Origin of the sequence: Pseudomonas sp. PDM31 (genome assembly GCF_019218965.1) — a bacterium.
GTDB lineage: Bacteria > Pseudomonadota > Gammaproteobacteria > Pseudomonadales > Pseudomonadaceae > Aquipseudomonas.
Map to the genome: position 1 here is coordinate 62,211 of NZ_JAHUWS010000009.1, position 25,188 is coordinate 87,398.

24 protein-coding genes and 1 pseudogene are annotated in these 25,188 nt (G+C 59.4%); 19 read left to right on the forward strand and 6 right to left on the reverse strand.

What is annotated here, in order from left to right; all coding sequences use genetic code 11:
• The first annotated feature begins 47 nt into the window (after positions 1-47).
• The 6 genes from alc to KW839_RS18320 all read left to right on the forward strand — a co-directional run bounded on the left by alc (position 48) and on the right by KW839_RS18320 (position 6,697).
• Positions 48-1,043 carry an allantoicase gene (gene alc, locus KW839_RS18295; protein WP_218425115.1) on the forward strand — a complete coding sequence of 332 codons (996 nt, stop codon included), beginning with the start codon at positions 48-50 and terminating at the stop codon, positions 1,041-1,043.
• A gap of 121 nt (positions 1,044-1,164) precedes the next feature.
• Positions 1,165-1,668, forward strand: a complete 504-nt coding sequence (locus KW839_RS18300; protein ID WP_060541542.1) for an ureidoglycolate lyase — start codon at positions 1,165-1,167, stop codon at positions 1,666-1,668.
• Between the two features lie 50 nt (positions 1,669-1,718).
• Positions 1,719-3,023: a urate hydroxylase PuuD gene (locus tag KW839_RS18305; RefSeq protein ID WP_218425116.1), complete on the forward strand. Its 1,305-nt coding sequence runs from the start codon at positions 1,719-1,721 to the stop codon at positions 3,021-3,023.
• 214 nt (positions 3,024-3,237) lie between these two features.
• Positions 3,238-4,590, forward strand: a complete 1,353-nt coding sequence (locus KW839_RS18310; RefSeq protein WP_218425117.1) for a nucleobase:cation symporter-2 family protein — start codon at positions 3,238-3,240, stop codon at positions 4,588-4,590.
• Between the two features lie 156 nt (positions 4,591-4,746).
• A complete protein-coding gene (locus KW839_RS18315) occupies positions 4,747-5,532 on the forward strand; it encodes an outer membrane protein OmpK (RefSeq protein WP_060541539.1) in 786 nt (261 codons plus the stop codon).
• Positions 5,533-5,911: 379 nt separating this feature from the next.
• Positions 5,912-6,697, forward strand: coding sequence for an outer membrane protein OmpK (locus tag KW839_RS18320; protein WP_060541538.1), 786 nt, complete (start codon positions 5,912-5,914; stop codon positions 6,695-6,697).
• A gap of 146 nt (positions 6,698-6,843) precedes the next feature.
• On the opposite strand, the gene KW839_RS18325 is transcribed toward KW839_RS18320, so the two are convergent.
• The 3 genes and pseudogenes from KW839_RS18325 to KW839_RS18330 form a co-directional block, all read right to left on the reverse strand.
• Positions 6,844-8,016, reverse strand: coding sequence for a patatin-like phospholipase family protein (locus KW839_RS18325; protein WP_060541537.1), 1,173 nt, complete (start codon positions 8,014-8,016; stop codon positions 6,844-6,846).
• Positions 8,017-8,069: 53 nt separating this feature from the next.
• Positions 8,070-8,156: pseudogene (locus KW839_RS28160) on the reverse strand (outer membrane lipoprotein carrier protein LolA); the annotation flags it as partial.
• Positions 8,157-8,181: 25 nt separating this feature from the next.
• Complete coding sequence (locus KW839_RS18330; RefSeq protein ID WP_060541536.1) at positions 8,182-9,114, reverse strand: lipid A biosynthesis lauroyl acyltransferase; 933 nt, start codon at positions 9,112-9,114, stop codon at positions 8,182-8,184.
• 118 nt (positions 9,115-9,232) lie between these two features.
• Here KW839_RS18330 and minC point away from each other — a divergent pair, with 118 nt between their 5' ends.
• The 7 genes from minC (at position 9,233) to KW839_RS18365 (ending at position 16,358) form a co-directional block, all read left to right on the forward strand.
• The gene (gene minC, locus KW839_RS18335; protein WP_218425118.1) at positions 9,233-9,970 is read left to right on the forward strand and encodes a septum site-determining protein MinC; all 738 of its coding nucleotides are present in this window, start codon (positions 9,233-9,235) and stop codon (positions 9,968-9,970) included.
• Between the two features lie 200 nt (positions 9,971-10,170).
• The gene (gene minD / locus KW839_RS18340) at positions 10,171-10,983 is read left to right on the forward strand and encodes a septum site-determining protein MinD (protein WP_060541535.1); all 813 of its coding nucleotides are present in this window, start codon (positions 10,171-10,173) and stop codon (positions 10,981-10,983) included.
• Between the two features lie 3 nt (positions 10,984-10,986).
• Positions 10,987-11,241, forward strand: a complete 255-nt coding sequence (gene minE, locus KW839_RS18345; RefSeq protein WP_007974947.1) for a cell division topological specificity factor MinE — start codon at positions 10,987-10,989, stop codon at positions 11,239-11,241.
• A gap of 190 nt (positions 11,242-11,431) precedes the next feature.
• Complete coding sequence (locus tag KW839_RS18350; RefSeq protein ID WP_218425119.1) at positions 11,432-12,067, forward strand: RluA family pseudouridine synthase; 636 nt, start codon at positions 11,432-11,434, stop codon at positions 12,065-12,067.
• 458 nt (positions 12,068-12,525) lie between these two features.
• Positions 12,526-13,815 (forward strand): M18 family aminopeptidase, encoded by a 1,290-nt coding sequence (locus KW839_RS18355; protein WP_060541533.1) that lies wholly within the window; start codon positions 12,526-12,528, stop codon positions 13,813-13,815.
• A 135-nt stretch (positions 13,816-13,950) separates the two neighbouring features.
• Positions 13,951-14,127, forward strand: coding sequence for a hypothetical protein (locus KW839_RS18360; protein ID WP_177336965.1), 177 nt, complete (start codon positions 13,951-13,953; stop codon positions 14,125-14,127).
• Positions 14,128-14,204: 77 nt separating this feature from the next.
• On the forward strand, positions 14,205-16,358 hold the full coding sequence (locus KW839_RS18365) for a mechanosensitive ion channel family protein (RefSeq protein WP_218425120.1): 2,154 nt from the start codon (positions 14,205-14,207) through the stop codon (positions 16,356-16,358).
• A 92-nt stretch (positions 16,359-16,450) separates the two neighbouring features.
• On the opposite strand, the gene KW839_RS18370 is transcribed toward KW839_RS18365, so the two are convergent.
• Both KW839_RS18370 and KW839_RS18375 read right to left on the reverse strand, forming a co-directional pair.
• Positions 16,451-16,990 (reverse strand): hypothetical protein, encoded by a 540-nt coding sequence (locus KW839_RS18370; protein WP_218425121.1) that lies wholly within the window; start codon positions 16,988-16,990, stop codon positions 16,451-16,453.
• Positions 16,991-17,141: 151 nt separating this feature from the next.
• Positions 17,142-17,855 carry a UTRA domain-containing protein gene (locus KW839_RS18375; RefSeq protein WP_218425122.1) on the reverse strand — a complete coding sequence of 238 codons (714 nt, stop codon included), beginning with the start codon at positions 17,853-17,855 and terminating at the stop codon, positions 17,142-17,144.
• Positions 17,856-18,206: 351 nt separating this feature from the next.
• Here KW839_RS18375 and KW839_RS18380 point away from each other — a divergent pair, with 351 nt between their 5' ends.
• The 6 genes from KW839_RS18380 (at position 18,207) to KW839_RS18405 (ending at position 23,557) form a co-directional block, all read left to right on the forward strand.
• The gene (locus tag KW839_RS18380) at positions 18,207-19,271 is read left to right on the forward strand and encodes an ABC transporter substrate-binding protein (RefSeq protein WP_060541529.1); all 1,065 of its coding nucleotides are present in this window, start codon (positions 18,207-18,209) and stop codon (positions 19,269-19,271) included.
• A gap of 176 nt (positions 19,272-19,447) precedes the next feature.
• Complete coding sequence (locus KW839_RS18385; protein WP_218425123.1) at positions 19,448-20,254, forward strand: alkaline phosphatase family protein; 807 nt, start codon at positions 19,448-19,450, stop codon at positions 20,252-20,254.
• A 5-nt stretch (positions 20,255-20,259) separates the two neighbouring features.
• Positions 20,260-21,096 carry an ABC transporter permease subunit gene (locus KW839_RS18390; RefSeq protein ID WP_162237395.1) on the forward strand — a complete coding sequence of 279 codons (837 nt, stop codon included), beginning with the start codon at positions 20,260-20,262 and terminating at the stop codon, positions 21,094-21,096.
• A complete protein-coding gene (locus KW839_RS18395) occupies positions 21,083-21,883 on the forward strand; it encodes an ABC transporter permease (protein ID WP_060541526.1) in 801 nt (266 codons plus the stop codon). The genes KW839_RS18390 and KW839_RS18395 overlap by 14 nt, the downstream gene beginning before the upstream one ends.
• Positions 21,880-22,869: an ABC transporter ATP-binding protein gene (locus KW839_RS18400; protein WP_060541525.1), complete on the forward strand. Its 990-nt coding sequence runs from the start codon at positions 21,880-21,882 to the stop codon at positions 22,867-22,869. The genes KW839_RS18395 and KW839_RS18400 overlap by 4 nt, the downstream gene beginning before the upstream one ends.
• Positions 22,870-22,903: 34 nt before the next feature.
• Complete coding sequence (locus KW839_RS18405; RefSeq protein ID WP_060541524.1) at positions 22,904-23,557, forward strand: HAD family phosphatase; 654 nt, start codon at positions 22,904-22,906, stop codon at positions 23,555-23,557.
• Between the two features lie 617 nt (positions 23,558-24,174).
• Here the strand turns inward: KW839_RS18405 and KW839_RS18410 are convergent.
• Positions 24,175-25,137, reverse strand: coding sequence for a zinc-binding dehydrogenase (locus KW839_RS18410; RefSeq protein ID WP_218425124.1), 963 nt, complete (start codon positions 25,135-25,137; stop codon positions 24,175-24,177).
• Positions 25,138-25,188: the final 51 nt, after the last annotated feature.

Sequence of the window (25,188 nt, forward strand, 5' to 3'; positions counted from 1 at the left end):
GGCCCTGCAAGCATCCCAAGCCAACTTATTAAAGGCAGACAAGAAGAATGAAAGCTTACGCCGTACCTTTCGAGAAGTTCGTCAACCTGGCCGACGCCCGCCTGGGCACCAAAATCATCTCGGTCACCGATGACTGGTTCGCAGACGCCAACCGTCTGTTCCAACCGACCCCGGCCGTGTGGAAGGAGGGCGTGTTCGATGACAACGGCAAGTGGATGGACGGCTGGGAGTCGCGCCGCAAGCGCTTCGAAGGCTACGACAGCGCGGTAATCCGCCTGGGCGTGCCTGGTTCGATCAAGGGCGTGGACATCGACACTTCATTCTTCACCGGTAACTTCCCGCCATCGGCGTCCCTGGAAGCCTGCTTCCTGGCATCGGGCGAACCCGACGACAATACCCAGTGGATTGAAGTGCTGTCTGCCGTCGAGTTGCAGGGCAACAGCCACCACTATCACGAAATCAGCAACGACCAGGCGTTCAGCCACCTGCGCTTCAACATCTACCCGGATGGTGGTGTAGCCCGCCTGCGCGTGTACGGCGTGCCACACCGCGACTGGTCCGCTGTGGGCGACAACGAGCAAGTCGACCTGGCCGCAGCCCTCAACGGTGGCCGCGCCCTCGCCTGCTCCGATGAACACTTCGGCCGCATGAGCAACATCCTCAACCCGGGCCGTGGTATCAACATGGGCGACGGTTGGGAAACCGCACGTCGTCGTACCCCGGGCAATGACTGGGTAATCGTCGCGCTGGGTCACGCCGGCGAAGTCGAGAAAGTCGTGGTCGACACCCTGCACTTCAAGGGTAACTACCCGGACAGCTGCTCGATCCAGGGCGCGTTCGTGAAGGGCGGTACCGACAGCCAGATCGAAACCCAGTCGCTGTTCTGGCGCGAACTGCTGCCAAGCCAGAAACTGGAAATGCACGCCGAACACACCTTCGCCGAGCAGATCAAGGCACTGGGCCCGATCACCCACATCCGCCTGAACGTGTTCCCGGATGGTGGTGTTAGCCGCCTGCGCGTTTTGGGCAAAGTAGCGAAGTAAGCGGCGCGCCCTTCGCGAGCAAGCCCGCTCCCACAGGGGAATGCATTCCAAATGTGGGAGCGGGCTTGCTCGCGAAGGCGTCAGAACCAACAACACAGAACTCAACGAAAAGAAGAACAGCATGCGCACACTGACGATTGAACCGCTGACCAAAGAAGCCTTCGCCCCTTTCGGTGACGTGATCGAAACCGACGGCAGCGATCACTTCATGATCAACAACGGTTCGACCATGCGCTTCCATAAACTGGCGACGGTTGAAACCGCCACGCCAGAAGACAACGCAATCATCAGCATTTTCCGCGCCGACGCGCAGGACATGCCGCTGACCGTGAGCATGCTGGAGCGTCATCCGCTGGGCAGCCAGGCTTTCATTCCGCTGCTCGGCAACCCCTTTCTGATCGTGGTCGCGCCAGTTGGCGATGAACCTGTATCAGGCTTGGTCCGCGCCTTCGTCACCAACGGCAGGCAGGGCATCAATTACCATCGCGGCGTCTGGCACCACCCGGTGCTGACGATCGAAAAGCGGGATGACTTCCTGGTGGTTGATCGCAGTGGCACAGGCAATAACTGCGATGAGCATTTTTTCAAAGAGGAAGAGCGTTTGGTCCTCGCCCCCCACCAATAAGAGAAGGTCTGATCACTCGACAACAGAGTGACAGGCGAGAGGTAAAGACTGTGGAAGCACATCTGTTGGAATGGCTGAACCTGAGCGTACGCTGGGTTCATATGATTACTGGTGTGGCCTGGATCGGCGCATCGTTCTATTTCGTCTGGCTGGAAAACAACCTCAATCGGGTCAACCCGAAAAGTGGTCTGGCCGGTGATTTGTGGGCGATCCACGGCGGCGGTATCTACCACCTGGAAAAATACAAACTGGCTCCACCGACCATGCCGGACAACCTGCACTGGTTCAAATGGGAAGCCTACTTCACCTGGATGTCGGGTATCGCGCTGCTGTGCGTGGTGTTCTACTCCAACCCGACGCTCTACCTGCTGGCCCCAGGCAGCAGCCTGACCGGCCCTGAAGGCGTTCTGCTGGGCATCGGCTCACTGTTCGTCGGCTGGTTCGTCTACTCCTTCCTCTGCGACTCGGCCCTGGGCAAACGTCCTGCCCTGCTGGGTTTCATCCTGTTCGTACTGATCATCGGCGCGGCCTACGGCTTCAGCAAGGTGTTCAGCGGTCGTGGTGCGTACCTGCACGTCGGCGCGATCATCGGCACCATCATGGTCGGCAACGTGTTCCGCATCATCATGCCGGCGCAGCGCGCACTGGTGGCGGCGATTGCTGAAAACCGCACGCCCGATCCGGCGCTGCCGGCCAAAGGCCTGCTGCGTTCGCGTCACAACAACTACTTCACCCTGCCGGTGCTGTTCATCATGATCAGCAACCACTTCCCGAGCACCTATGGCAGCCAATACAACTGGCTGATCCTGGCCGGGATCGCGGTGTTTGCGGTGCTGGTGCGTCACTACTTCAACACCCGTCACGACAGCCACAAGTTTGCCTGGACCCTGCCAGTGGCAGCCGTCGGCATGATTTGCCTGGCTTATGTAACCGGTCCGAAGCCGATGTCCAGCGCCCCTGAAGTGGCCAAGGCACCCGCTGCGATCGAGTACCAGCCGCTGCCGGAAACAGCAGTGGGCGGTGGCTTGAAACCGGCTGAAGCGAAACCTGCAGAGGCACCCGCAGCCGCACCGGCGCAGGCGTCCAACGCCGGCCCTGGTTTCGACAAGGTGCATAGCGTGATTCAGGAACGTTGCGCAGTGTGTCACTCGGCCAAACCGACCAGCCCGCTGTTCAGCGCGGCGCCTGCCGGCGTGATGCTCGACACCCCCGAGCAGATCCGCCAGAACGCTGCGCGCATCCAGGCTCAAGCCGTCACCAGCCAGATCATGCCACTGGGCAACATCACCCAGATGACCCAGCAGGAACGTGACCTGATCGGTGCCTGGATTGTGCAGGGAGCCCCGACCAACTAAGCAACACAAAAGCCCGTGAAAACGGGCTTTTGTGGCGAGGGGGCTCGCCCCCGTTCGACTGCGAAGCAGTCTTAAAACCTGCGGATGCGATCTCTCAGACGCAACGCAATTGTCGGTTTTGGGGCTGCTTCGCAACCCGACGGGGGCAAGCCCCCTCGCCACAGATCTCCCTGATGCACGAAATCACAAGAATAAAAAAGATCCGAGGTGTTGCATGTCCGAGCTAACCCAAGCACGCATCCCCGACGCACCCGCCATTCAGCGTTTGCCCCTTTTGCAACTGATCCTGGTCGGTCTGCAACATGTTCTGCTGATGTACGGTGGCGCCATTGCGGTGCCGCTGATCATCGGACAGGCTGCTGGCCTGAGTCGTGAAGAGATTGCCTTTCTGATCAACGCCGACCTGCTGGTCGCCGGCATCGCCACCATCGTCCAGTCGCTGGGCATCGGCCCCATGGGCATTCGCATGCCGGTGATGATGGGTGCCAGTTTCGCCGCGGTCGGCAGCATGGTCGCCATGGCCGGCATGCCGGGTATCGGTATGCAAGGGATCTTTGGCGCGACCATCGCCGCCGGATTCTTCGGCATGCTCATCGCGCCGTTCATGTCCAAAGTCGTACGCTTCTTCCCGCCTCTGGTGACTGGCACGGTCATCACCTCGATCGGTTTGTCGCTGTTCCCCGTGGCCGTGAATTGGGCTGGCGGTGGAGCGGGCGCGACTCAATTCGGTTCACCGATTTACCTGACCATCGCCGCGCTCGTGCTGGGCACCATCCTGTTGGTGCATCGCTTCATGCGCGGTTTTTGGGTCAACATCTCCGTGCTGATCGGTATGTGCCTGGGCTATGTGCTGTGCGGTGTGTTGGGCATGGTCGACCTCAGCGGCATGGCCCAGGCGCCATGGCTGCAGTTCGTCACACCGCTGCATTTCGGTATGCCGAAATTCGAACTCGCACCAATCCTGTCGATGTGCCTGGTGGTGGTGATCATTTTCGTCGAATCCACCGGGATGTTCCTGGCACTGGGCAAGATCACCGGCCAGGAAGTCTGCCCGCGGATGCTGCGTCGCGGCTTGCTCTGCGACGCCGGTGCCTCGTTTTTCGCCGGGTTCTTCAATACCTTCACCCACTCCTCCTTCGCCCAGAACATCGGCCTGGTGCAGATGACTGGTGTGCGCTGCCGTTCGGTGACTATTGTTGCCGGCGGTTTGCTGATCGTTCTGAGCCTGCTGCCCAAAGCCGCGTTCCTGGTGGCTTCGATTCCGCCAGCGGTACTCGGCGGCGCAGCCATTGCGATGTTCGGCATGGTCGCGGCCACCGGGATCAAGATCCTGCAGGAGGCCGACATCGGTGACCGGCGCAACCAGTTGCTGGTGGCGGTGAGCATCGGCATGGGCCTGATCCCGGTGGTGCGTCCGGAGTTTTTCGCCCACCTGCCCGTGTGGATGAGCCCGATCACCCACAGCGGTATCGCCATGGCCACCCTCAGCGCCCTGACGCTGAACCTGCTGTTCAATATCCTTGGCGGTGCCGAACGCGCGGCCATCAACGACTGTCAGGCCCACTAACAACTAACGACACAGAACCCTGTGGGAGCGGGCTTGCTCGCGAAGAGGTCGGCACATCCAACATCAATGTTGACTGGCAAACCGCTTTCGCGAGCAAGCCCGCTCCCACAAGGGGGTTTCCTGCGCCTTGAAAACAAGAAAAATAGGGAGCAACAGATGATTCGGACACAAACCAGCATGCTGTTGGGCGGTGGGCTTCTGGCGGCCAGCCAGGCCATGGCCGGCGATCTACTGCTGTGGCAAACCAACAGCCTGAGCTATCTGTACGGCAAGGACTTCGCGGTCAACCCGTCGATCCAGCAGACGGTGACCTTCGAACATGCCGACCGCTGGAAGTACGGCGACAACTTCCTGTTCGTCGACAGCACCTATTACAACGGCGAGAAAGACCGCAACAAAGGCGTTCACGCCTATTACGGCGAGTTCAGTCCGCGCCTGTCCTTGGGCAAGATCCTCGACCGCCGTTTCGAATTCGGCCCGATCAAGGATGTGCTGCTGGCCATGACCTACGAGAACGGCGAAGACGACACCGAGGCCTACCTGATCGGCCCGGGTTTCGACCTGGCAGTACCGGGCTTCAACTTTTTTACCTTGAACTTCTATTATCGCCAGACCGAAGGGGCACGTCCCGGCGACGACGTCTGGCAAATCACCCCGGCCTGGTCCTACACCCTTCCATTGGGTAACTCGAACCTGTTGCTCGACGGTTACATCGACTGGGTGGTGGACAACGACCAGAACGCCCACGGCACCTATCACGCCAACCTGCACTTCAACCCACAGATCAAATACGACCTGGGCAAAGCCCTGGGCTGGCGTGAGAAGCAGGTCTACGTCGGCGCCGAATACAGCTACTGGAAAGATAAATACGGCATCGAGAACACGTCCCGATTCGATACCAACGAAAACACCACCAGCCTGCTGCTGAAGGTGCATTTCTGATGCTGACCCGCAACCGTGCCCCAAACATGTCGTCGGTGCGCCGTTGCGGGGCACTTGAGACCTGGCCGAGGAGTCAGTATTCTCCGCGGCCGCCTGAATCCGCTTTAAAAAAAAGCCCGGATTTAATTCCTGACCAAAAAGCCAACTTACCCCGGCTCTGGACGGTACCAAGGCACCCGGTAATCACTCTCAATCGGCTGTTTTTGCGCAGCCGAGCGGGAGTTTTTTTGTTTTCTGAAAGCCTTGGCGCAGCTCTTGCTAACAGCACTAAAGCTGACCGAACGGATGATTTTTTTTGTAGCTGCAGATAAAGGCGCCACACCAGAGCGCCGACCTTAAAAAAATAACGTGGAACCACCTACATTTTGGGAGCAACCGAATGAAACGTACGTGCACTAGCCTGATGCTGGCAGGATCGATGTTGGCGGGGGGCCAGGCCATGGCCGGCGACTTGCTGCAATGGCAGACCAACAGCCTGACCTACCTCTACGGCAAGGACTTTCAGGTCAACCCGCGCATTCAGCAGACCGTGACCTTCGAGCACGCCGATGGCTGGAAATACGGCGACAACTTCTTCTTCATCGACAAGATTTTCTACAACGGCAAGGAAGACGCCTTCGCGGGTGAGAACACCCACTACGGCGAGCTCAGCCCGCGTTTGTCGTTCAACAAGATCTTCGATCAGAAGTTTGAGTTTGGCCCGATCAAAGACGTGCTGCTGGCCATGACGTACGAATTTGGCGAAGACGATACCGAGTCGTACCTGATCGGCCCTGGTTTCGACCTGGCAATCCCTGGTTTCGACTACTTCCAGTTGAACTTCTACAACCGCCATACCGAAGGCGACCGTCCGGGTGACGATGTCTGGCAGATCACTCCGGCCTGGTCCTACACCATTCCGGTGGGTGGCTCGGACGTGCTGATCGACGGTTTCATGGACTGGGTCGTCGACAACGACGTCAACAGCAAGGGCGAATACCACGCCAACCTGCACTTCAACCCACAGGTCAAATACGACCTGGGCAAGGCACTGCATTTCGGCGAAAAGCAGCTGTACGTGGGTGTTGAGTATGACTACTGGAAGAACAAGTACGGTATCGAAGACAGTCAGGGCTTCAAGACTGATCAGAGCGTGACCAGCTTCCTGGTCAAGGTTCACTTCTGATTTTGTAGGAGCTTGCCTGCTAGCGATGGACCAGAGAGCGCCACGGGGGTGTCAGGCCCCCAGCGTCATCGTTAACGACCATCGCGAGCAGGCTCGCTCCTGCAATTGACCGCGTGTCCATGTGAGAGCACGCCGCACTAGCGATCTCAGGCCGAAACCACCGGCTGCGCCAACCCCAGAAACCGGCACAACTCAGCCTTCTTGGCCAACGCGTCACGCCGTCCCAGTTCGATCAACTCGCTGCAATACCCCGCCTCGAACAACAAATAACTCAGCACCCCTGCCCCGCTGGTCTTGGTCGCACCCGGCCCGCGCAAAAACAGGCGCAACGCCGCCGGCAATTCCTGACGATGGCGCGCAGCAATCTCGTCGATCGGCTGACTGGGCGAAATCACCAGCACCTCCACCGGCGCCACCCCCAGTGCTCGAGCCGGTGTGCCGCTGGGCAGCAGGTGACTGAACTGGTTCAGGCGTTGCAACAATTCAATGTCGCTTTCCAGGCTGTCGATGAATGTACTGTTGAGCATGTGCCCACCGATCTGCGCCAACGTTGGCTGCTGGCCGCTGTAGGCCCCTTGCCGGGGCTGTAGCGGGTCGACGCCGCGTGGATTGCCGCTGACGCCCACCACCAGCACCCGGTTGGCGCCCAGGTGGAGGGCCGGGCTGATCGGTGCCGATTGGCGCACCGCACCGTCGCCGAAATATTCTTCACCGATTTTCACCGGAGCGAACAGCAATGGAATGGCTGAACTGGCCAGCAAGTGTTCAACGGACAAGCGGACAGGCACGCCAATGCGCCGATGACGCAACCACGGGTTGATGGTGCCACCGCCCTGATAGAAGGTGACGGCCTGACCCGACTCATAGCCAAACGCCGTGACCGCCACGGCCTGCAACTGTTGTTGCGCGATGGCGTCGGCAATGCCGTTCAGGTGCAATTTGTCGTTGAGCAAATCCCGCAGCGGTGAGCTGTTGAGCAAGGCCACCGGGACTTTTGCACCCAGACCGAGCAGGCTGTGGCTGATAAAACGGCTGGCCTGGCCGATCACCCCTGGCCAGTCGCTGCGCAACACCTGATTGCTGCGAAAGCCCTGCCAGAAGGCGGTGAGGCGCTCGATGGCACCACGAAAATCCATCGCCCCACTGGCGAGGCTGACCGCGTTGATCGCCCCGGCCGAGGTGCCGACGATCACCGGAAACGGATTATTCGCGCCCTGCGGCAACAACTCGGCTATCGCCGCCAGAACTCCGACCTGGTAAGCCGCCCGAGCCCCGCCACCGGAAAGAATCAAACCTGTAACCGGTTCGCCTGGACTCATGCACGACGCTCCTTGGTGCTTGATGGGATTTCGTTGTTTCGACCTATTCCCCCTGTAGGAACGAGCTTGCTCGCGATGAACCTGAGAGCGCCACGGGGTGTCAGGTTTGCCGCGTCATCGTTGACGACCATCGCGAGCATGCTCGCTCCTACAGGGGATCGTGATTCAACGGCGTTTTGCGTACAGCTTGGGCTCGCCCGGCGGACGACTCTTGAAACGGCGATGGGCCCACAGGTATTGCTCGGGACGCTCACGCAAAACGCCTTCGATCCATTGATTGATGCGGATGCAGTCGGCCTCTTCGGTTTCGCCGGGGAAGCCTTCGAGTGGCGCATGAATCACCAGACGGTAGCCGCTGCCATCCGCCAGGCGTTCCTGGGTGAACGGCACCACCAGCGCCTTGCCCAACCGGGCAAACTTGCTGGTGGCGGTGACCGTCGCGGCCTGAATGCCGAAAAACGGCACGAAGAGACTTTGCTTGGCGCCGTAGTCCTGATCCGGTGCGTACCAGATCGCCCTGCCCGAACGCAGCAGCTTGAGCATGCCGCGCACGTCCTCACGCTCCACGGCCAGCGAGTCGAGGTTGTGCCGCTCGCGGCCCTGACGCTGGATGTAGTCGAACAGCGGGTTCTTGTGCTCACGGTACATGCCGTCGATGGTGTGCTGTTGGCCGAGCAATGCAGCACCGATCTCCAGTGTGGTGAAATGCAGCGCCATCAGAATTACACCCTTGCCCTCGCGCTGTGCCTGCTGCAGATGCTCCAGCCCTTCGATGTGGGCCAGGCTCGCCAGGCGCTTGCGCGACCACCACCAGCTCATCGCCATCTCGAAGAAGGCGATGCCGGTGGAGGCGAAGTTCTCCTTGAGCAGGCGCTTGCGCTCGGCCGTACTCTTTTCAGGGAAACACAGCTCCAGATTGCGCTTGGCGATGCGCCGTCTGTCGCCGGCCACCCGATACATCAATGCGCCCAGCACGCGACCGATCCACAGCAATGCCGGATACGGCAACTGGACGATCAGCCACAACAGCCCCAGGCCACACCACAGCGGCCAGAAACGTGGAGAAAGAAAAGATTTTTGAAAACTCGGGCGATCCATTAAAGCTTCCGCAATGACAGTGGCCGCGCATTCTACATCGTTCGACCCGGCTTGCGGCCTGCGGGCGTTCTCGTTATAAGTCTCGGCACTTTTAGTGACAAGTCGTTGTATGCCGACCATGAGCCAAACCGAACCGCTAGACCAAGATCCCGTGTTCCAGTTGAAGGGCAGCATGCTGGCCATTACGGTGCTGGAACTGGCCCGTAACGACCTCGAAAGCCTTGATCGGCAACTGGCTGCCAAGGTTGCCCAGGCGCCCAACTTCTTCAGCAACGCGCCGCTGGTACTGGCCTTGGACAAGCTCCCGGCCAGCGAAGGGGCTGTCGACCTGCCCGCGATGATGCGCGTGTGCCGCCAACACGGCCTGCGCACCCTGGCGATCCGTGCCAGCCGCATTGAAGACATCGCGGCCGCCATCGCGGTCGACCTGCCGGTGCTGCCACCATCAGGTGCCAGGGAGCGCACGATGGACCTGAGCGAAGGCCAACCGAAGAAAAAACCGGAAAAACCGCCCGAGCCGACCATCAAGCCGACCAAAATCATCACCTCGCCCGTGCGCGGTGGCCAGCAGATCTACGCCCAGGGCAGCGATCTGGTAGTGATTTCCTCGGTCAGCCCCGGGGCGGAACTTCTCGCCGATGGCAACATCCATGTATACGGTCCTATGCGTGGTCGTGTACTGGCTGGCGTCAAGGGAGACACCAAGGCCAGAATTTTCTGTCAGCAAATGAGCGCTGAGCTGATTTCCATTGCCGGTCATTACAAGGTTTCCGAAGATCTGCGACGTGATCCCCTGTGGGGTTCGGGCGTGCAGGTCAGCCTGTCGGGCGATGTGTTGAACATCATTCGTCTTTAACGGATACTGCCGCATTTTCCAATCATCTCTAAAACGTAGCGAAAACGGCTCAAACGAAGTAGGAAAAAGGCTACAAGCAGTGTTTACCGGGGGTAAACGCCGTCTGCGGCCAAATTCCAGCCAAGGCTGTCCAACTGCAGTAGTTTTCAAGAGATGTTTTTCAGGGGCTAAAAAGTCCTTTTCCTTAGGGGTGAAACACCTTGGCCAAGATTCTCGTGGTTACATCCGGCAAGGGTGGTGTGGGTAAGACCACCACCAGCGCCGCTATCGGTACCGGTCTCGCTCTGCGTGGCCACAAAACAGTCATCGTCGACTTCGACGTCGGTTTGCGTAACCTTGACCTGATCATGGGGTGCGAGCGCCGCGTGGTTTACGACTTCGTCAACGTGGTCAACGGCGAAGCGAACCTGCAACAGGCCCTGATCAAAGACAAGCGCCTGGAAAACCTCTACGTCCTGGCTGCCAGCCAGACCCGCGACAAAGACGCGCTGACCGTCGAAGGCGTGGAAAAGGTCCTGATGCAACTCAAGGAAGACTTCGAGTTCGTGGTCTGCGACTCGCCGGCGGGCATCGAGAAAGGCGCCCACCTGGCCATGTACTTCGCTGACGAAGCGATCGTCGTGACCAACCCTGAAGTGTCCTCGGTACGTGACTCCGATCGCATGCTCGGCCTGCTGGCCAGCAAGTCCCGTCGCGCTGAACGCGGCGAAGACCCGATCAAGGAACACCTGCTGATTACCCGTTACCACCCGGAACGTGTGAGCAAAGGCGAAATGCTCGGCGTAGAAGACGTCAAGGAAATCCTCTCGGTGGCCCTGCTCGGCGTGATCCCTGAATCCCAGGCGGTGCTCAAGGCATCCAACCAGGGTGTTCCGGTGATTCTCGACGACCAGAGCGATGCCGGCCAGGCCTACAGCGATACCGTTGACCGCCTGCTGGGCAAGACCGTGGATCATCGATTCCTCGATGTACAGAAGAAGGGATTCTTCGAGCGCCTGTTTGGAGGCAACTAAGCAATGAACCTTTTTGACTTCTTTCGTGCCAACAAAAAGCAAAGCACCGCGTCGGTAGCGAAAGAGCGTCTACAGATCATCGTGGCGCACGAACGCGGCCAACGCAGCACCCCGGACTACCTGCCGGCCTTGCAGAAGGAACTGGTGGAGGTGATCCGCAAGTACGTCAATATCGGGTCCGATGACGTGCACGTCGCACTGGAAAGCCAGGGCAGTTGCTCGATTCTGGAACTCAATATCACCCTGCCAGATCGCTAGTCGATCCGGCTGGAGCCACGGCGGCTCGATGACTTGAGCGCACCTTTTTCGTAGGAGCCGGCTTGCTGGCGATGCAGACAGCGCGTTGTATCTGATACAACGCGTCAATGCCATCGCTGGCAAGCCAGCTCCTACAATCAAGGAGTCAAGTCATCGAGCCGCCGTTGGCGTTTGTTACGAGGCTGTTTTAATGCCGTTGTCCAACGTCCACATCATCCATCAGGACGCCGCCGTCCTGGTGGTGAACAAACCAACCTTGCTGCTCTCCGTCCCTGGCCGGGCCGATGACAACAAGGATTGCCTGATTACCCGCCTGCAGGAAAACGGCTACCCCGAAGCGCGAATCGTCCATCGCCTGGACTGGGAAACTTCCGGCATCATCCTGCTCGCCCGCGATCCGGACACACATCGTGAGTTGTCTCGGCAATTTCATGACCGCGAAACCGAAAAGGCCTACACCGCCTTGTGTTGGGGTCAACCTGAGCTCGACAGCGGTAGCATCGATCTGCCATTGCGCTACGATCCGCCAACCAAGCCGCGCCATGTGGTCGACCACGAATTCGGCAAAAACGCCCTGACCTTCTGGCGTGTGCTGGAACGTTGCGGCGACTGGTGTCGCGTTGAACTGACGCCGATAACCGGCCGCTCCCATCAGTTGCGCGTGCACATGCTGTCCATCGGCCATCCGCTGTTGGGTGACGGGCTCTATGCCCATGAGCAGGCACTGGCGGCCTGGCCGCGCCTGTGCCTGCACGCGAGCATGCTCAGTTTTACCCATCCGCAAAGCGGCGAGCGCTTGCGCTTCGAGTGCGCGGCACCCTTCTAAAGCAAATGCAAAACCCCCTGTAGGAGCGTAATGCTGTTCACTTAAGCGGGTAGCACACTTTGTGGCGAGGGGGCTTGCCCCCGTTGGGTCGCGAAGCGGCCCCAAAACCTGCCACCGAGGCGTATCAGTTACACCACGTGCAATAGTTTTACGACTGCTTCGCAGCCGAACGGGGCGGTGCGGCGGTCCGACAAGCCCCCTCGCCACAGATTTTGTACTTGCCGGAAGATCCGTCTTAAGTGAACAGCATTACCCTGTAGGAGCGAGCATCCTCGCGATGGACATCTGAACACCGCGGGGAATCAGACAGCCCGCGTTATCGTTCACGTCCATCGCGAGCGTGCTCGCTCCTACAGGATGTTCTCAAGATTCAATCCTGGCGCCACGCCACCCCGCACTCCAGCGCCAATTCAATGGCCAATACGTTAAACTGGCGCCATTGCTGTCTGGAGCTACTTATGCGCGAAGAGTTGAACCAAGGCCTGATCGACTTCCTCAAGGCCTCCCCTACCCCATTCCATGCCACCGCCAGCCTGGTCCAGCGTCTGGAAGCGGCGGGCTATCAACGCCTCGACGAACGCGAACCGTGGAATACCGAAGCCAACGGCCGCTACTACGTCACCCGTAACGACTCCTCGATTGTCGCAATCAAAATGGGCCGGCACTCGCCACTGCACGGCGGTATCCGACTGGTGGGCGCCCACACCGACAGCCCGTGCCTGCGGGTCAAGCCGCAGCCGGAACTGCAACGCCAGGGTTTCTGGCAGCTGGGCGTCGAAGTGTATGGCGGCGCACTGCTGGCCCCCTGGTTCGACCGTGACCTCTCCCTGGCCGGCCGCGTGACGTTCCGCCGCGATGGCAAGGTCGAGAGCCAGCTCATCGACTTCAAGGCCCCGATTGCGATCATTCCGAACCTGGCCATTCACCTCAATCGCGAAGCCAACATGGGCTGGGCGATCAACGCCCAGACCGAGCTGCCGCCGATCCTGGCGCAATTCGCCGGCGACGAGCGCGTAGACTTCCGCGCGGTGCTCACCAACCAACTCGCTCTGGAACATGGCCTGAACGCCGACGTAGTCCTCGATTACGAGTTGAGCTTCTACGACACCCAGAGCGCCGCGGTCATCGGCCTGCATGGCGACTTCATTGCTGGCGCGCGCCTGGACAACCTGCTGTCGTGCTACGCCGGCCTGCAAGCGCTGCTGAGCGCCGATACCGACGAGACCTGCGTGCTGGTGTGCAACGACCACGAAGAGGTCGGCTCGTGCTCGGCCTGCGGTGCCGATGGCCCCATGCTCGAACAAACCTTGCGCCGCCTGTTGCCCGAAGGTGATGAATTCGTACGCACCATTCAGAAATCCCTGCTGGTCTCGGCGGACAACGCCCACGGCGTACATCCCAACTACGCCGACAAGCACGACGCCAACCACGGCCCGAAACTCAACGCCGGGCCGGTGATCAAGGTCAACAGCAACCAGCGTTACGCAACCAACAGCGAAACCGCCGGGTTCTTCCGTCATCTGTGCATGGCTGAAGAAGTGCCAGTACAAAGCTTCGTGGTGCGCAGCGACATGGGTTGTGGCTCGACCATCGGCCCGATCACCGCCAGCCATCTGGGCGTGCGCACCGTGGATATCGGCCTGCCGACCTTCGCCATGCACTCGATCCGCGAACTGTGCGGCAGTCATGACCTGGCGCACCTGGTCAAAGTGCTGAGCGCGTTCTACGCCTGCCACGAACTGCCGTAACCCCCTGTAGGAACTGCCGCAGGTTGCGATCTTTTGATCTGATTTTGATCCTGATCACGGAAAAAAAGATCAAAAGATCGCAGCCTGCGATAGCTCCTACAATTAAAACATCCCTTTGCGACAAGGCTGTCATCCATGATTTCGATGCAAAACTTTCAGGCCATGCTGTACCCCATTCTTGCCGGGATGCTCATGCTGGCCGTCGGCTTCAATTTTCGTGACAAGAACGCCGGTGTGTTCGCCATGTGGATCGGCATGCTGACGATTCTTGCCACCGTGGTGATCAAGATCCTCGCCAAACTCAACGAATAAAACCTCGCCCTGGCTCGCATTGATTTTGGCGGGCTCGTACACTCGGTCGATCCGCTCCCTGCGAGGTTGACCGCCTAGTGTTCGTTCGTCTGTTCGCCCTACCGTACTTATTCCTTGTCTGCCTCATGACGCTGGTGCCGCTGGCATCTGCACAGGCGGTCGGCCTGCCGGGCCTGCTCGGCGGCCAGGCCAAGACCCAGCCCGAAGCGCAAGAACCCCTGGGACAATCCCTGGATGAAGTAATCAAGTCGCTGGAGAACGACCAGCAACGCAGCAAACTGCTGGCGGACCTGAAGCAGCTGCGCGACGTCACCAACAAAGCCCAACCGCCTGCCGAAGAGGGCGTGCTGAGCCTGATTGGCGGAACCCTGACCAATCTGGAACAGAAGTTTTCCGGCGCTGACAGCCCACTCACCCGCTGGTCCAACGAGTTTGACCTGGCCGCACAAGAGTTGGCCGCGCTGGCATTGCCAGCCAATGAATGGCTGCCGATGATCTTTGCCTTCGCCATGATCCTGATGGTCTGGAGCCTGCTGGCCGCGGCGCTGATCTGGATCAGCCATCGAGTGCGCATGCGCTTCGGCCTGACCGAAGAACTGCCGCAGCACCCCAGGGCAGTGGACATGCTGCGCTTCGCCTTGCGTAAACTCGGGCCATGGCTGGTTGCCCTGGTCATCACGGTCTACATGAGCTACGCCTTGCCCTCATCCCTGGGCAAGAGCCTGGCGATGGTGTTGGCCTATGCGCTGGTCGTCGGCACCTGCTTCTCGGCCATCTGCGTGATCGCCTTCTCCCTGCTCGACGGCCCGCACCGCCATCGCGCGCTGTACATCCTGCGCCATCAGGCCTTTCGCCCGTTGTGGCTGATCGGTAGCTTCGCCGCATTCGGCGAGGCCCTGAACGATCCGCGACTGGTCAACAGCCTCGGCGTTCATCTGGCCCACACCGCTGCAACCGCCGCCAACGTCCTGGCAGCCTTGTCCACGGGGCTGTTCATCTTGCGTTTCCGCCGCCCGATTGCCCACCTGATCCGCAATCAGCCACTGTCCCGGCGCCTGACCCGCCGGGCATTGAGCGACACCATCGAGATCCTCGGCACCTACTGGTACGTGCCTGCCCTTGTGCTGGTAGCCGTTTCGCTGTTCGCCACCTTCATCTCGGCCGGCGATACCAGCACCGCACTGCGCCAGTCATTGATCTGCACGGTGCTGCTAGTGCTGTGCATGGTCATCAATGGACTGGTCCGCCGCCACGCCCTCAAGCCACAACGCGGGGTCAAGCGCCATGCCTTGTATTCGGAGCGCTTGAAAAACTTCTTCTACACCATCGCCCATCTGCTGGTATGGCTGGCCTTCATCGAACTGGGCCTGCGGGTCTGGGGGCTGTCGCTGATCCGCTTCACTGAGGGCGATGGCCATGAGGTCAGCGTCAAGCTGCTCAGCCTTGCCGGCACGCTGCTGTTTGCCTGGCTGATCTGGATCCTCAGCGACACAGCGGTGCACATTGCCCTCACCCGCTCGCGCAAAGGCCTGGCCAACGCCCGCGCACAGACCATGATGCCGCTGATCCGCAACGTTCTGTTCGTGGCGATTTTCATCATTGCGCTGATCGTCGCCCTGGCGAACATGGGCATGAACGTCACGCCGCTGCTGGCCGGTGCCGGCGTCATCGGCCTGGCCATCGGTTTTGGCGCGCAGTCGCTGGTGGCCGACCTGATCACCGGGCTGTTCATCATCATCGAAGATTCCCTGGCCATCGACGATTATGTCGACGTCGGCGGCCACCTCGGCACCGTCGAAGGCCTGACCATCCGCACCGTGCGCCTGCGGGACATCGACGGCATCGTCCACACCATCCCGTTCAGCGAGATCAAAAGCATCAAGAACTACTCCCGTGAATTCGGCTACGCGATCTTCCGGGTGGCGGTGCCGGCCAATATGGACATCGACAACGCGATCAAACTGATGCGCGACGTCGGCCAGAAAATGCGCACCGATCCCCTGCAACGCCGCAATATCTGGTCGCCACTGGAAATTCAGGGGGTGGAAAGTTTCGAGGCCGGCAACGCGATCCTGCGCGCCCGGTTCAAGACCGCGCCGATCAAGCAGTGGGAAGTGTCTCGTGCGTTCAACCTGTCGCTCAAACGCCATCTGGATGAGGCCGGACTGGATCTGGCGACGCCGAGGATGAGCATTCAAATGGTGGCAACAGATAACCAGATGAATAAGTAACTTCAAACGAAAAGCAGCGCGAATATTCGCGCTGCTTTCTTCACTAACCGCTGGTTCCCGATCAACCGCACTACGATCAGGAAAACACCAAATTAGAGGATAGATAACACAAGGGGAGTTGGTTTGGCTGTATATGGCTCGTCAGCCGGGTGATCCTCCCACGTTCCCTCTCCCGTTGGAACAATATAAAACACGCCCTTCTCTTCTGATTGTTCTCTGAGCTTTCGCCCGGCGATCAGGAAGTTATAAATATTATCAAGATCATCAAATCCGTCAGCACCATCATACAATATGACCGGCGAATTACCGGCAGCGACCAAGTGCACAACTTTTTCACCTGCAGATTGATCCCTCGATAGCGGCCGCCCATCGAGATCAACGAGAGTGAACAGCGTCACTTCAGTACTAATGCAAAGATACCCTTCGCGATTTATTCCGACAAATTCTTCACGATCACTGTTACCCACCGTAATCACAAATTGATTTATAAAGTTTCGGAAATGAAAAACAGTCGGCTCAGCATTTCGACGCAGAGCGCCAACCCTGCTCTTGTTAATCACTGCAACCGAATGGCCGAACGATTTAAAAACGCCTTTGAAATCCGGCTGAGATTGTTCTGCATAATCAGACATAAAAATACCCGCGAATAAAGTTATTAAAAGCCAACCATTGACTTGCAGTCAGCCTAAACAAACTTAACTCAACAAAATACCTGAAAGTACTTACTGATTATTTCAAAAAACAAATATATAAACAGCCACTCGGAGACTGGTAAAACCTAACTTACACTACATCAACCCCAACATGAATCGCATCATGCCGCCAAAACTCCAGATCACAATCGATCAACCGCTCATGCTGATCATAATTGACTCGCGCAATCCGCAACCCCGGACTTCCGACCGACACCCGTAACGCCGCCGCCGCATCCATCGACAATGCCGTCGGCACTATCTCGAAACGCACCCGGCCATAGTGCAAATCGTAATGCCGCGCATATAACTCGGTGATCGACTGATTCAAGTCGAACTCGAGAATCCCCGGAAAGTATTGCGGATTCAGATAGTGCTCCACGTACAGCACAAGCCGCCTGTCGATCCGCCGCGCACGGCAAATCTGGATCACCCTCGACAGTGCCGGCAATTGCAGCCAGGCACAGACCGCCGCCGATGCCGGCTGCAAGCGCGCCGAAATCATTTCGGTGGAAGGCTCCCGCCCTTGGGCGCTGACCATCGCGTGAAAATGACTGCGCTGCATCAGGTTGTAAGCCAGGCGCGGTGGCGATACGAACCAGCCCCGGCGTTCCTCGCGATAAATCTGGCCTTGAGACTCCAACTGCAACAACGCCTCACGCACAGTGATGCGCGTAGTGCCGAACAACTCACTGAGCTTGCGCTCGGCCGGCAACTTGCTGCCCGGGGCCAGCAGTCCGTGGTCGAGCTGTTCCTGGAGAACCTGGCCAATGGCTGTCACCGCCTTGGTTGCCTCATCGCGCATCAAGGTTACCTATCTGGACTAGACCAGCTCTGTTTCGGGGCAGAAGCGCACGGTAAACGGGCTCCTTTTCAGTGGTGTGTCAGCGTAGGCACTCCAGATGACCGATAGATGACAAAGCCGCCCAGCGGTCGCGTTCGACCGTGCAATACGTCGGCCAAGTCAGCTGCCGGCGGGGCTTTGGCCATGGTCTACGCTTAGCAGGCCCCCAGTAATATCGAGCAGCGAAAAGCCTTGCAGGGCGACGAGCGACATCAAAGTGTCATCCAGCATCCTTAAATTGGCTCGGGTATTGCTGACCTAGACCAACATAACCGCAATCGCAGCGTTGATCACGAACCAAGGAGCTTTGGAATGAAACAGTTTCTCCTGGCATCACTGTTAGGCTCGACCATTGCAATGTGCACCGCAGCCATGGCGGCCGATGATCTGAAAACCCTGGAAGCCGCTGCGAAAGCGGAAGGCGCCGTCAACAGCGTCGGCATGCCCAATGACTGGGCCAACTGGGCCGGTACCTGGAAAGACCTGAGCGACAAATACGGCCTCAAGCACATCGACACCGACATGAGCTCCGCCCAGGAGATCGCCAAGTTCGCCGCGGAAAAAGACAACGCCAGCGCCGACATCGGCGACGTCGGCGCCGCGTTCGGCCCGATCGCGGTCAAGCAAGGGGTGGTCCAGCCTTACAAACCTTCGACCTGGGATCAGGTACCGGAGTGGGCCAAGGACAAGGACGGCAACTGGGCACTGGCCTACACCGGTTCCATCGCGTTCATCATCAACAAGAAGCTGCTGCATGGCTCCGAAGCACCGACCAAATGGGCCGACCTCAAGACCGGCAAATACAAGGTCTCCATCGGCGACGTGAGCACTGCCGCCCAAGCTGCCAATGGTGTACTGGCAGCGGCACTGGCCAACGGTGGCGACGAGAAAAACCTGCAGCCTGCCCTGCTGTTGTTCGCCGACATTGCCAAGCAAGGCCGCCTGTCGATGGCCAACCCGACGATTGCCACCATGGAAAAAGGTGAAATCGAAGTCGGCGTGGTCTGGGACTTCAACGGTTTGAGCTACAAGGCCAAGATGGCCAACCCGGATGACTACGTGGTGCTGATCCCGTCTGACGGCTCGGTGATTTCCGGTTACACCACCATCATCAACAAGTACGCGAAAAACCCGAACGCCGCCAAGCTGACCCGCGAATACATCTTCAGCGACGCCGGCCAGATCAACCTGGCCAAAGGCAACGCCCGTCCAATCCGTGCCGAGCACATCAAACTGCCGGACGAGGTGAAGTCCAAGCTGCTGCCAAACGAGCAGTACAAAAACGTGACGCCGATCAAGGACGCGGACGCGTGGGAAAAGACCTCCAAGGCACTGCCTCAGAAGTGGCAGGAAGAAGTCATTATCAATATGCAATAACCCGGTAGACCCCCACCTTGGTGATCCTATGGAGAACCAATGTGGGAGCGGGCTTGCTCGCGAAGGCGGACTGAGATTCAACACTTGTGTTGACTGACACACACCTTCGCGAGCAAGCCCGCTCCCACAGGGGAGTGGCTGCGTATTTGAAATATCTGCTCGCGGAGTTCCGCCCTATGAAACACAACGTCATCCTGGTCGTGCTCGACGGCCTCAACTACGAGGTCGCCCGCCACACCATGGGGCACCTGCAGGCTTACGTCGGCGCAGGACGCGCGGCACTCTACAAGCTGGAGTGTGCGTTGCCGGCCCTGTCCCGCCCTCTTTACGAATGCATCCTCACCGGTGTCCCACCGATCGACAGCGGCATCGTCCACAACAACGTCTCGCGCCTGTCCGACCAGCGCAGCATTTACCATTACGCCACGGATGCCGGGTTGAAGACTGCGGCGGCGGCCTACCACTGGGTCAGCGAGCTGTACAACCAATCGCCATTCGTACCCGCCCGGGATCGTCACACCGACAACCCGCAATTGCCGATCCAGCACGGCCATTTCTACTGGAGCGATCATTACCCGGATTCGCACCTGTTCGCCGACGCCGAAAACCTGCGCCTGCGCCACGCACCGGACTTTCTGCTGATCCACCCGATGAACATCGACGATGCCGGGCACAAGCATGGCCTCGACACCCCGCAATACCGCAACAGCGCGCGCACGGCCGACATCATCCTGGCCGACTACCTGCAAGGCTGGCTCGACGCCGGTTATCAGGTGCTGGTGACCGCCGACCACGGCATGAACAACGACCGCTCCCACAACGGGCTGCTCAAGGAGGAACGCGAAGTGCCGCTGTTCGTCCTCGGCGACGCATTCAGCTTCGATTCGGGCGCCGCGCCCGCACAAACTGACATCTGCGGCACGGTCTGCGAACTGCTGGGCGTGCCTCACGACAAACCCGTGTGCCGGGAGCTTCTGAAGTGAATTCCATGACTCGCGGCAAATGGCTCGCGGCCTTGTGCCTGGTGCCATTTGCGCTGTTCTTCATTGTCTTCGAAATCGCCCCGCTGACCTGGGTCATGATCAACAGCCTGCAATCGGAAGAGTTCGGCTGGGGCCTGGCCAACTTCAAAAAAATCTTCAGTTCGAAGTTCTACCTGCAGGCGATCCAGTACAGCCTTGAGATCAGTTTCTGGTCCAGCGTATTCGGCATCCTGATCGCGGTGCTCGGTGCCTATTCTCTGCGCCAGGTCGACTCGAAGCTGCGCAATTTCGTCAACGCCTTCGCCAACATGACCAGCAACTTCGCCGGCGTGCCCCTGGCCTTCGCGTTCATCATCCTGCTCGGCTTCAACGGCAGCTTCACCATCATGCTCAAACAGGCCGGGATCATTCAGGATTTCAACCTGTACTCGAAGACCGGGCTGATCATTCTCTACACCTACTTCCAGATCCCCCTCGGCGTGCTGCTGCTCTACCCCGCCTTCGACGCCTTGCGCGAAGACTGGCGCGAGTCCGCCGCGCTGCTCGGCGCAAGCGGCTGGCAATACTGGCGGCACATCGGTTTGCCGGTGCTGACCCCGGCGCTGCTCGGGACCTTCGTGATCCTGCTGGCCAACGCACTCGGCGCCTACGCCACGGTGTATGCGCTGACCACCGGCAATTTCAACGTACTGCCGATCCGAATCGCAGCGATGGTGTCGGGGGACATTTCCCTGGACCCTAACCTGGCCAGTGCCTTGGCCGTGGTGCTGGTGGCATTGATGACCCTGGTGACCATCGTGCATCAGTTGCTGTTGAAGAGGAGTTACCATGTCTCGCGCTGAACTGGGGCCCGCCGGTGTCTATCACCGGGTTGTGGTGTACCTGCTGTTTGCCATATTGCTGCTGCCGTTGCTCGGCACGCTGGTGTACTCGATCGCCAGCAGTTGGTCGGCAACCATTCTGCCCAGCGGATTCACCCTCAAGTGGTACATCCAGCTGTGGAGCGACCCGCGTTTTCTGCATGCTTTCGGGCAATCGCTGCTGGTCTGCGTCGGTTCGCTGATCCTGTCGGTGGTGCTGATCCTGCCGCTGTTATTCGTGGTGCACTACCACTTCCCCAAGCTCGATGCGCTGATGAACATCCTGATCCTGCTGCCCTTCGCCGTGCCGCCGGTGGTGTCGTCGGTGGGGCTGTTGCAGCTCTATGGTTCGGGACCGTTCGCCATGGTCGGCACGCCGTGGATCCTGATCGGTTGCTACTTCACCGTGGCGTTGCCATTCATGTACCGGGCGATCACCAATAACCTGCAAGCGATCAACCTGCGCGACCTGATGGACGCAGCCCAATTGCTCGGCGCCAGCACCTGGCAAGCCGCGTTCCTGGTGGTGTTGCCGAACCTGCGCAAGGGCCTGCTGGTGGCCCTGCTGCTGTCGTTCTCGTTCCTGTTCGGTGAATTCGTCTTCGCCAACATCCTCGTCGGCACCCGCTACGAAACCCTGCAGGTCTACCTCAACAACATGCGTAACAGCAGCGGCCACTTCACCAGTGCGCTGGTGATTTCCTACTTCTTCTTCGTGCTGGTTCTGACCTGGGCGGCCAATATCTTGAACAAGGACAAAAGCGAATGAGCTATGTCAGCGTCCAACATCTGCAAAAGAATTACGCCGGCACCACGGTGTTCAGCGACATCAACTGCGAAATAAACAAGGGTGAATTCGTCACCCTGCTCGGCCCGTCCGGTTGCGGCAAATCGACCCTGCTGCGCTGCATTGCCGGCCTGACCTCGGTGGATGGCGGCAAGATCCTGCTCGATGGTGTGGATATCGTGCCATTGAGTCCGCAGAAGCGTGGAATCGGCATGGTGTTCCAGAGTTATGCGCTGTTCCCCAACATGACGGTGGAACAGAACGTCGCCTTCGGCTTGCGCATGCAAAAGGTCAACGCCGACGACAGCCACAAGCGCGTCGCCGAAGTGCTGAAGCTGGTGGAGCTGCAGGATTTCGCCGCGCGTTACCCGCATCAACTGTCCGGCGGCCAATGCCAGCGTGTGGCACTTGCCCGCTCCCTCGTCACCCGGCCACGCCTGTTGTTGCTGGATGAACCCCTGTCGGCCCTGGACGCACGGATTCGCAAGCACCTGCGCGAACAGATCCGGCAGATCCAGCGCGAGTTGGGCTTGACCACGATCTTCGTCACACACGATCAGGAAGAAGCCCTGACCATGTCTGACCGGATTTTCCTGATGAATCAGGGAAAGATCGTACAAAGCGGCGACGCCGAAACCCTCTACACCGCACCGGTCGATGTTTTTGCCGCCGGTTTCATCGGCAATTACAACCTGCTGGAAGCCGAGAGCGCTTCGAAGCTGTTGCAGCGCCCGATCAGCCATCGCATTGCCATTCGCCCGGAGGCCATCGAACTCAGTCTGAACGGCGAACTTGATGCGCAAGTGCGTAGCCATACGCTGCTGGGCAACGTGATCCGCTACCGGATCGAGGCCCGGGGTGTTGAGCTGGTGGTGGACGTGCTGAACCGCTCGGCGTCCGACCTGCACCCCGATGGTCAGCGCCTGGCGCTTTCGATCGATCCGACGGCCCTGTGTGAGGTAGCCTGATGACTTTGCTGATGTTGAAGAGAGAACCGCACTGATGGCCCTGGCAATTTTTGATCTGGATGAAACCCTGATCCACGGCGACTGCGCCACCCTCTGGAGCGAGCAGATGGGCCGGCTGGGATGGGTCGATCCCGAGTCGTTCATGCGCAAGAACAACGAGCTGATGGACGCTTACAGCCACGGCAAGTTGCGCATGGAAGAGTACATGGACTTCAGCCTGGAGCCGATGATCGGTCGCACGCCACAGGAGGTCGAACATCTGGTCGGGCCCTGGGTGGAGGACTACATCGAGCCGATCATTTTCAGTGATGCGACCAAGACCATCGCCGCCCACCGCAAGGCCGGCGACCGGATCCTGGTGATCTCGGCGTCGGGCACGCACCTGGTCGGGCCGATTGCCGAGCGCCTGGGCATCGACGAGATACTGGCCATCGAGCTGGGAGTCGAGCACGGGGTTTACAACGGCCACACCGTCGGCACCCTGACCTACCGCGAAGGCAAGATCACCCGCTTGCTGGAGTGGCTGGATGCGCAAGAGGAAAACCTCGAAGGTGCGAGTTTCTATTCTGATTCGCGCAATGACTTGCCGTTGCTGATGAAGGTGGATTTCCCGCACGTGGTCAATCCGGACCCGGTGTTGCTGGAACACGCCGAAAAAGCCGGCTGGCCGATCCACCTCTGGAAGTAACCCGAATCCTTTGTGGGGGCTTGCCTGTGGTGAAGGGGCTTGCCTGTGATTATGGGGCTTCCTGTGGTTAAGGGGCCTCCTGTGATTAGGGGCTTTCTGTGGTTAAAGGGCTTCCTGTGATCAGGGGCTTCCTGTGGTTAAAGGGCTTCCTGTGATTAGGGGCTTTCTGTGGTTAAAGGGCTTCCTGTGATTAGGGGCTTCCTGTGGTTAAAGGGCTTCCTGTGATTAGGGGCTTCCTGTGGTTAAAGGGCTTCCTGTGATTAGGGGCTTCCTGTGGTTAAAGGGCTTCCTGTGATTAGGGGCTTTCTGTGGTTAAAGGGCTTCCTGTGAATAGGGGCTTCCTGTGGTTAAAGGGCCTCCTGTGATTAGGGGCTTCCTGTGGCGAGGGGGCTTGCCCCCGTTCGGCTGCGAAGCAGTCGCAAAACCTGCTTATGCGGTTTTTCTGAAAGAATGCCGGGGAGCGCTTCGCGCTCCAACGGGGGCAAGCCCCCTCGCCACAGGCAAGCCCCCTCGCTCCCCCCCCCTCGCTCCAACCCCCTCGCTCCAGCCCCCCTCACTCCAGCCCCCCTCGCTCCAGCCCCCTCACCACAGAGCTCGCACCCACAGACCCCGGGTTTTCAGCTCAGGCTTTCATCAATCACCAGTACCACCTTCCCCGCCACGGTATTGCTGGCCAGCTCGGCAAACGCTGCCTCGGCATCCTTGATCGCGAAAGTCCTGGCCAACTGCGGGCGCAACCGTCCTTCGGCGAATAACGGCCAGACGTGCTGGCCAAGCTCACTGAACAAATCGGCCTTGAACTGATCGTCGCGACTGCGCAGGGTCGAACCCAGCAACTGCACACGCTTGGCCAGCACCTGGGCCAGGTCCAGTTTAGCCTCGCGGCCACCCATCAGGCCGATCAGCACCCAGCGACCATCCTGGGCCAGCAGCTTGAGGTTCAGTTGCGCGTAATTGCCGCCCACCGGGTCGAGAATCACGTCGAACGGCCCCAAGTCGCTCAGGCTGTCCAGGTCGCCATTGCGCACCACGCCACCCTGGGCCCCCAGTGCCTCGCAATAGGCCAGACGCTCGGCGGAACCCACACTGACCCAGCACGGATTGCCAAATGCCTTGCACAGCTGAATGGCGGCTGAACCGATTCCACTTGCACCGGCGTGCAGCAGAACTTTCTCACCCGGCTTGAGCGCAGCCAGTTGAAACAAATTCAGCCAGACGGTGGCGTACACTTCCGGCAATGCAGCTGCTTCCACAAGCGACATCCCGTCGGGAACCGGCAGCACGTGCCGCCCGTCGACGACCACCTCCTGGGCCATCCCGCCCCCGGCCAGCAAGGCGCAAACCCTGTCGCCCACTTGCCAGGACGAGCCCGCCCCGACTTCGCTGATCACCCCTGAGCACTCTAGACCGAGCACCTGGCTAACGCCGGGCGGGGGTGGGTAAAGGCCAGCTTTCTGCAGCAAATCGGCGCGATTGAGGCCCGATGCCGCCACTCGAATACGAACTTGCCCTACATCGCATGTAGGACTCGGCTCATCTACCCACGCCACTTGACCGTCAACGCCTTGCAATGCTTTCACAGTGCCTCCATAGTGAGTCTGGACTGAGCCCGAAGCTGTAGCGCCGGGCTT

Coding starts and splice junctions, on each gene's coding strand:
- alc (WP_218425115.1), top strand. CDS start 48: ATGAAAGCTTACGCCGTACCTTTCGAGAAGTTCGTCAACCTGGCCGAC.
- KW839_RS18390 (WP_162237395.1), top strand. CDS start 20,260: ATGACTCGCGGCAAATGGCTCGCGGCCTTGTGCCTGGTGCCATTTGCG.
- KW839_RS18400 (WP_060541525.1), top strand. CDS start 21,880: ATGAGCTATGTCAGCGTCCAACATCTGCAAAAGAATTACGCCGGCACC.
- KW839_RS18320 (WP_060541538.1), top strand. CDS start 5,912: ATGAAACGTACGTGCACTAGCCTGATGCTGGCAGGATCGATGTTGGCG.
- KW839_RS18405 (WP_060541524.1), top strand. CDS start 22,904: ATGGCCCTGGCAATTTTTGATCTGGATGAAACCCTGATCCACGGCGAC.
- KW839_RS18380 (WP_060541529.1), top strand. CDS start 18,207: ATGAAACAGTTTCTCCTGGCATCACTGTTAGGCTCGACCATTGCAATG.
- KW839_RS18310 (WP_218425117.1), top strand. CDS start 3,238: ATGTCCGAGCTAACCCAAGCACGCATCCCCGACGCACCCGCCATTCAG.
- KW839_RS18315 (WP_060541539.1), top strand. CDS start 4,747: ATGATTCGGACACAAACCAGCATGCTGTTGGGCGGTGGGCTTCTGGCG.
- KW839_RS18395 (WP_060541526.1), top strand. CDS start 21,083: ATGTCTCGCGCTGAACTGGGGCCCGCCGGTGTCTATCACCGGGTTGTG.
- KW839_RS18375 (WP_218425122.1), bottom strand. CDS start 17,855: ATGCGCGATGAGGCAACCAAGGCGGTGACAGCCATTGGCCAGGTTCTC.
- KW839_RS18300 (WP_060541542.1), top strand. CDS start 1,165: ATGCGCACACTGACGATTGAACCGCTGACCAAAGAAGCCTTCGCCCCT.
- KW839_RS18385 (WP_218425123.1), top strand. CDS start 19,448: ATGAAACACAACGTCATCCTGGTCGTGCTCGACGGCCTCAACTACGAG.
- KW839_RS18350 (WP_218425119.1), top strand. CDS start 11,432: ATGCCGTTGTCCAACGTCCACATCATCCATCAGGACGCCGCCGTCCTG.
- KW839_RS18325 (WP_060541537.1), bottom strand. CDS start 8,016: ATGAGTCCAGGCGAACCGGTTACAGGTTTGATTCTTTCCGGTGGCGGG.
- minC (WP_218425118.1), top strand. CDS start 9,233: ATGAGCCAAACCGAACCGCTAGACCAAGATCCCGTGTTCCAGTTGAAG.
- KW839_RS18370 (WP_218425121.1), bottom strand. CDS start 16,990: ATGTCTGATTATGCAGAACAATCTCAGCCGGATTTCAAAGGCGTTTTT.
- KW839_RS18360 (WP_177336965.1), top strand. CDS start 13,951: ATGATTTCGATGCAAAACTTTCAGGCCATGCTGTACCCCATTCTTGCC.
- KW839_RS18330 (WP_060541536.1), bottom strand. CDS start 9,114: ATGGATCGCCCGAGTTTTCAAAAATCTTTTCTTTCTCCACGTTTCTGG.
- KW839_RS18355 (WP_060541533.1), top strand. CDS start 12,526: ATGCGCGAAGAGTTGAACCAAGGCCTGATCGACTTCCTCAAGGCCTCC.
- minE (WP_007974947.1), top strand. CDS start 10,987: ATGAACCTTTTTGACTTCTTTCGTGCCAACAAAAAGCAAAGCACCGCG.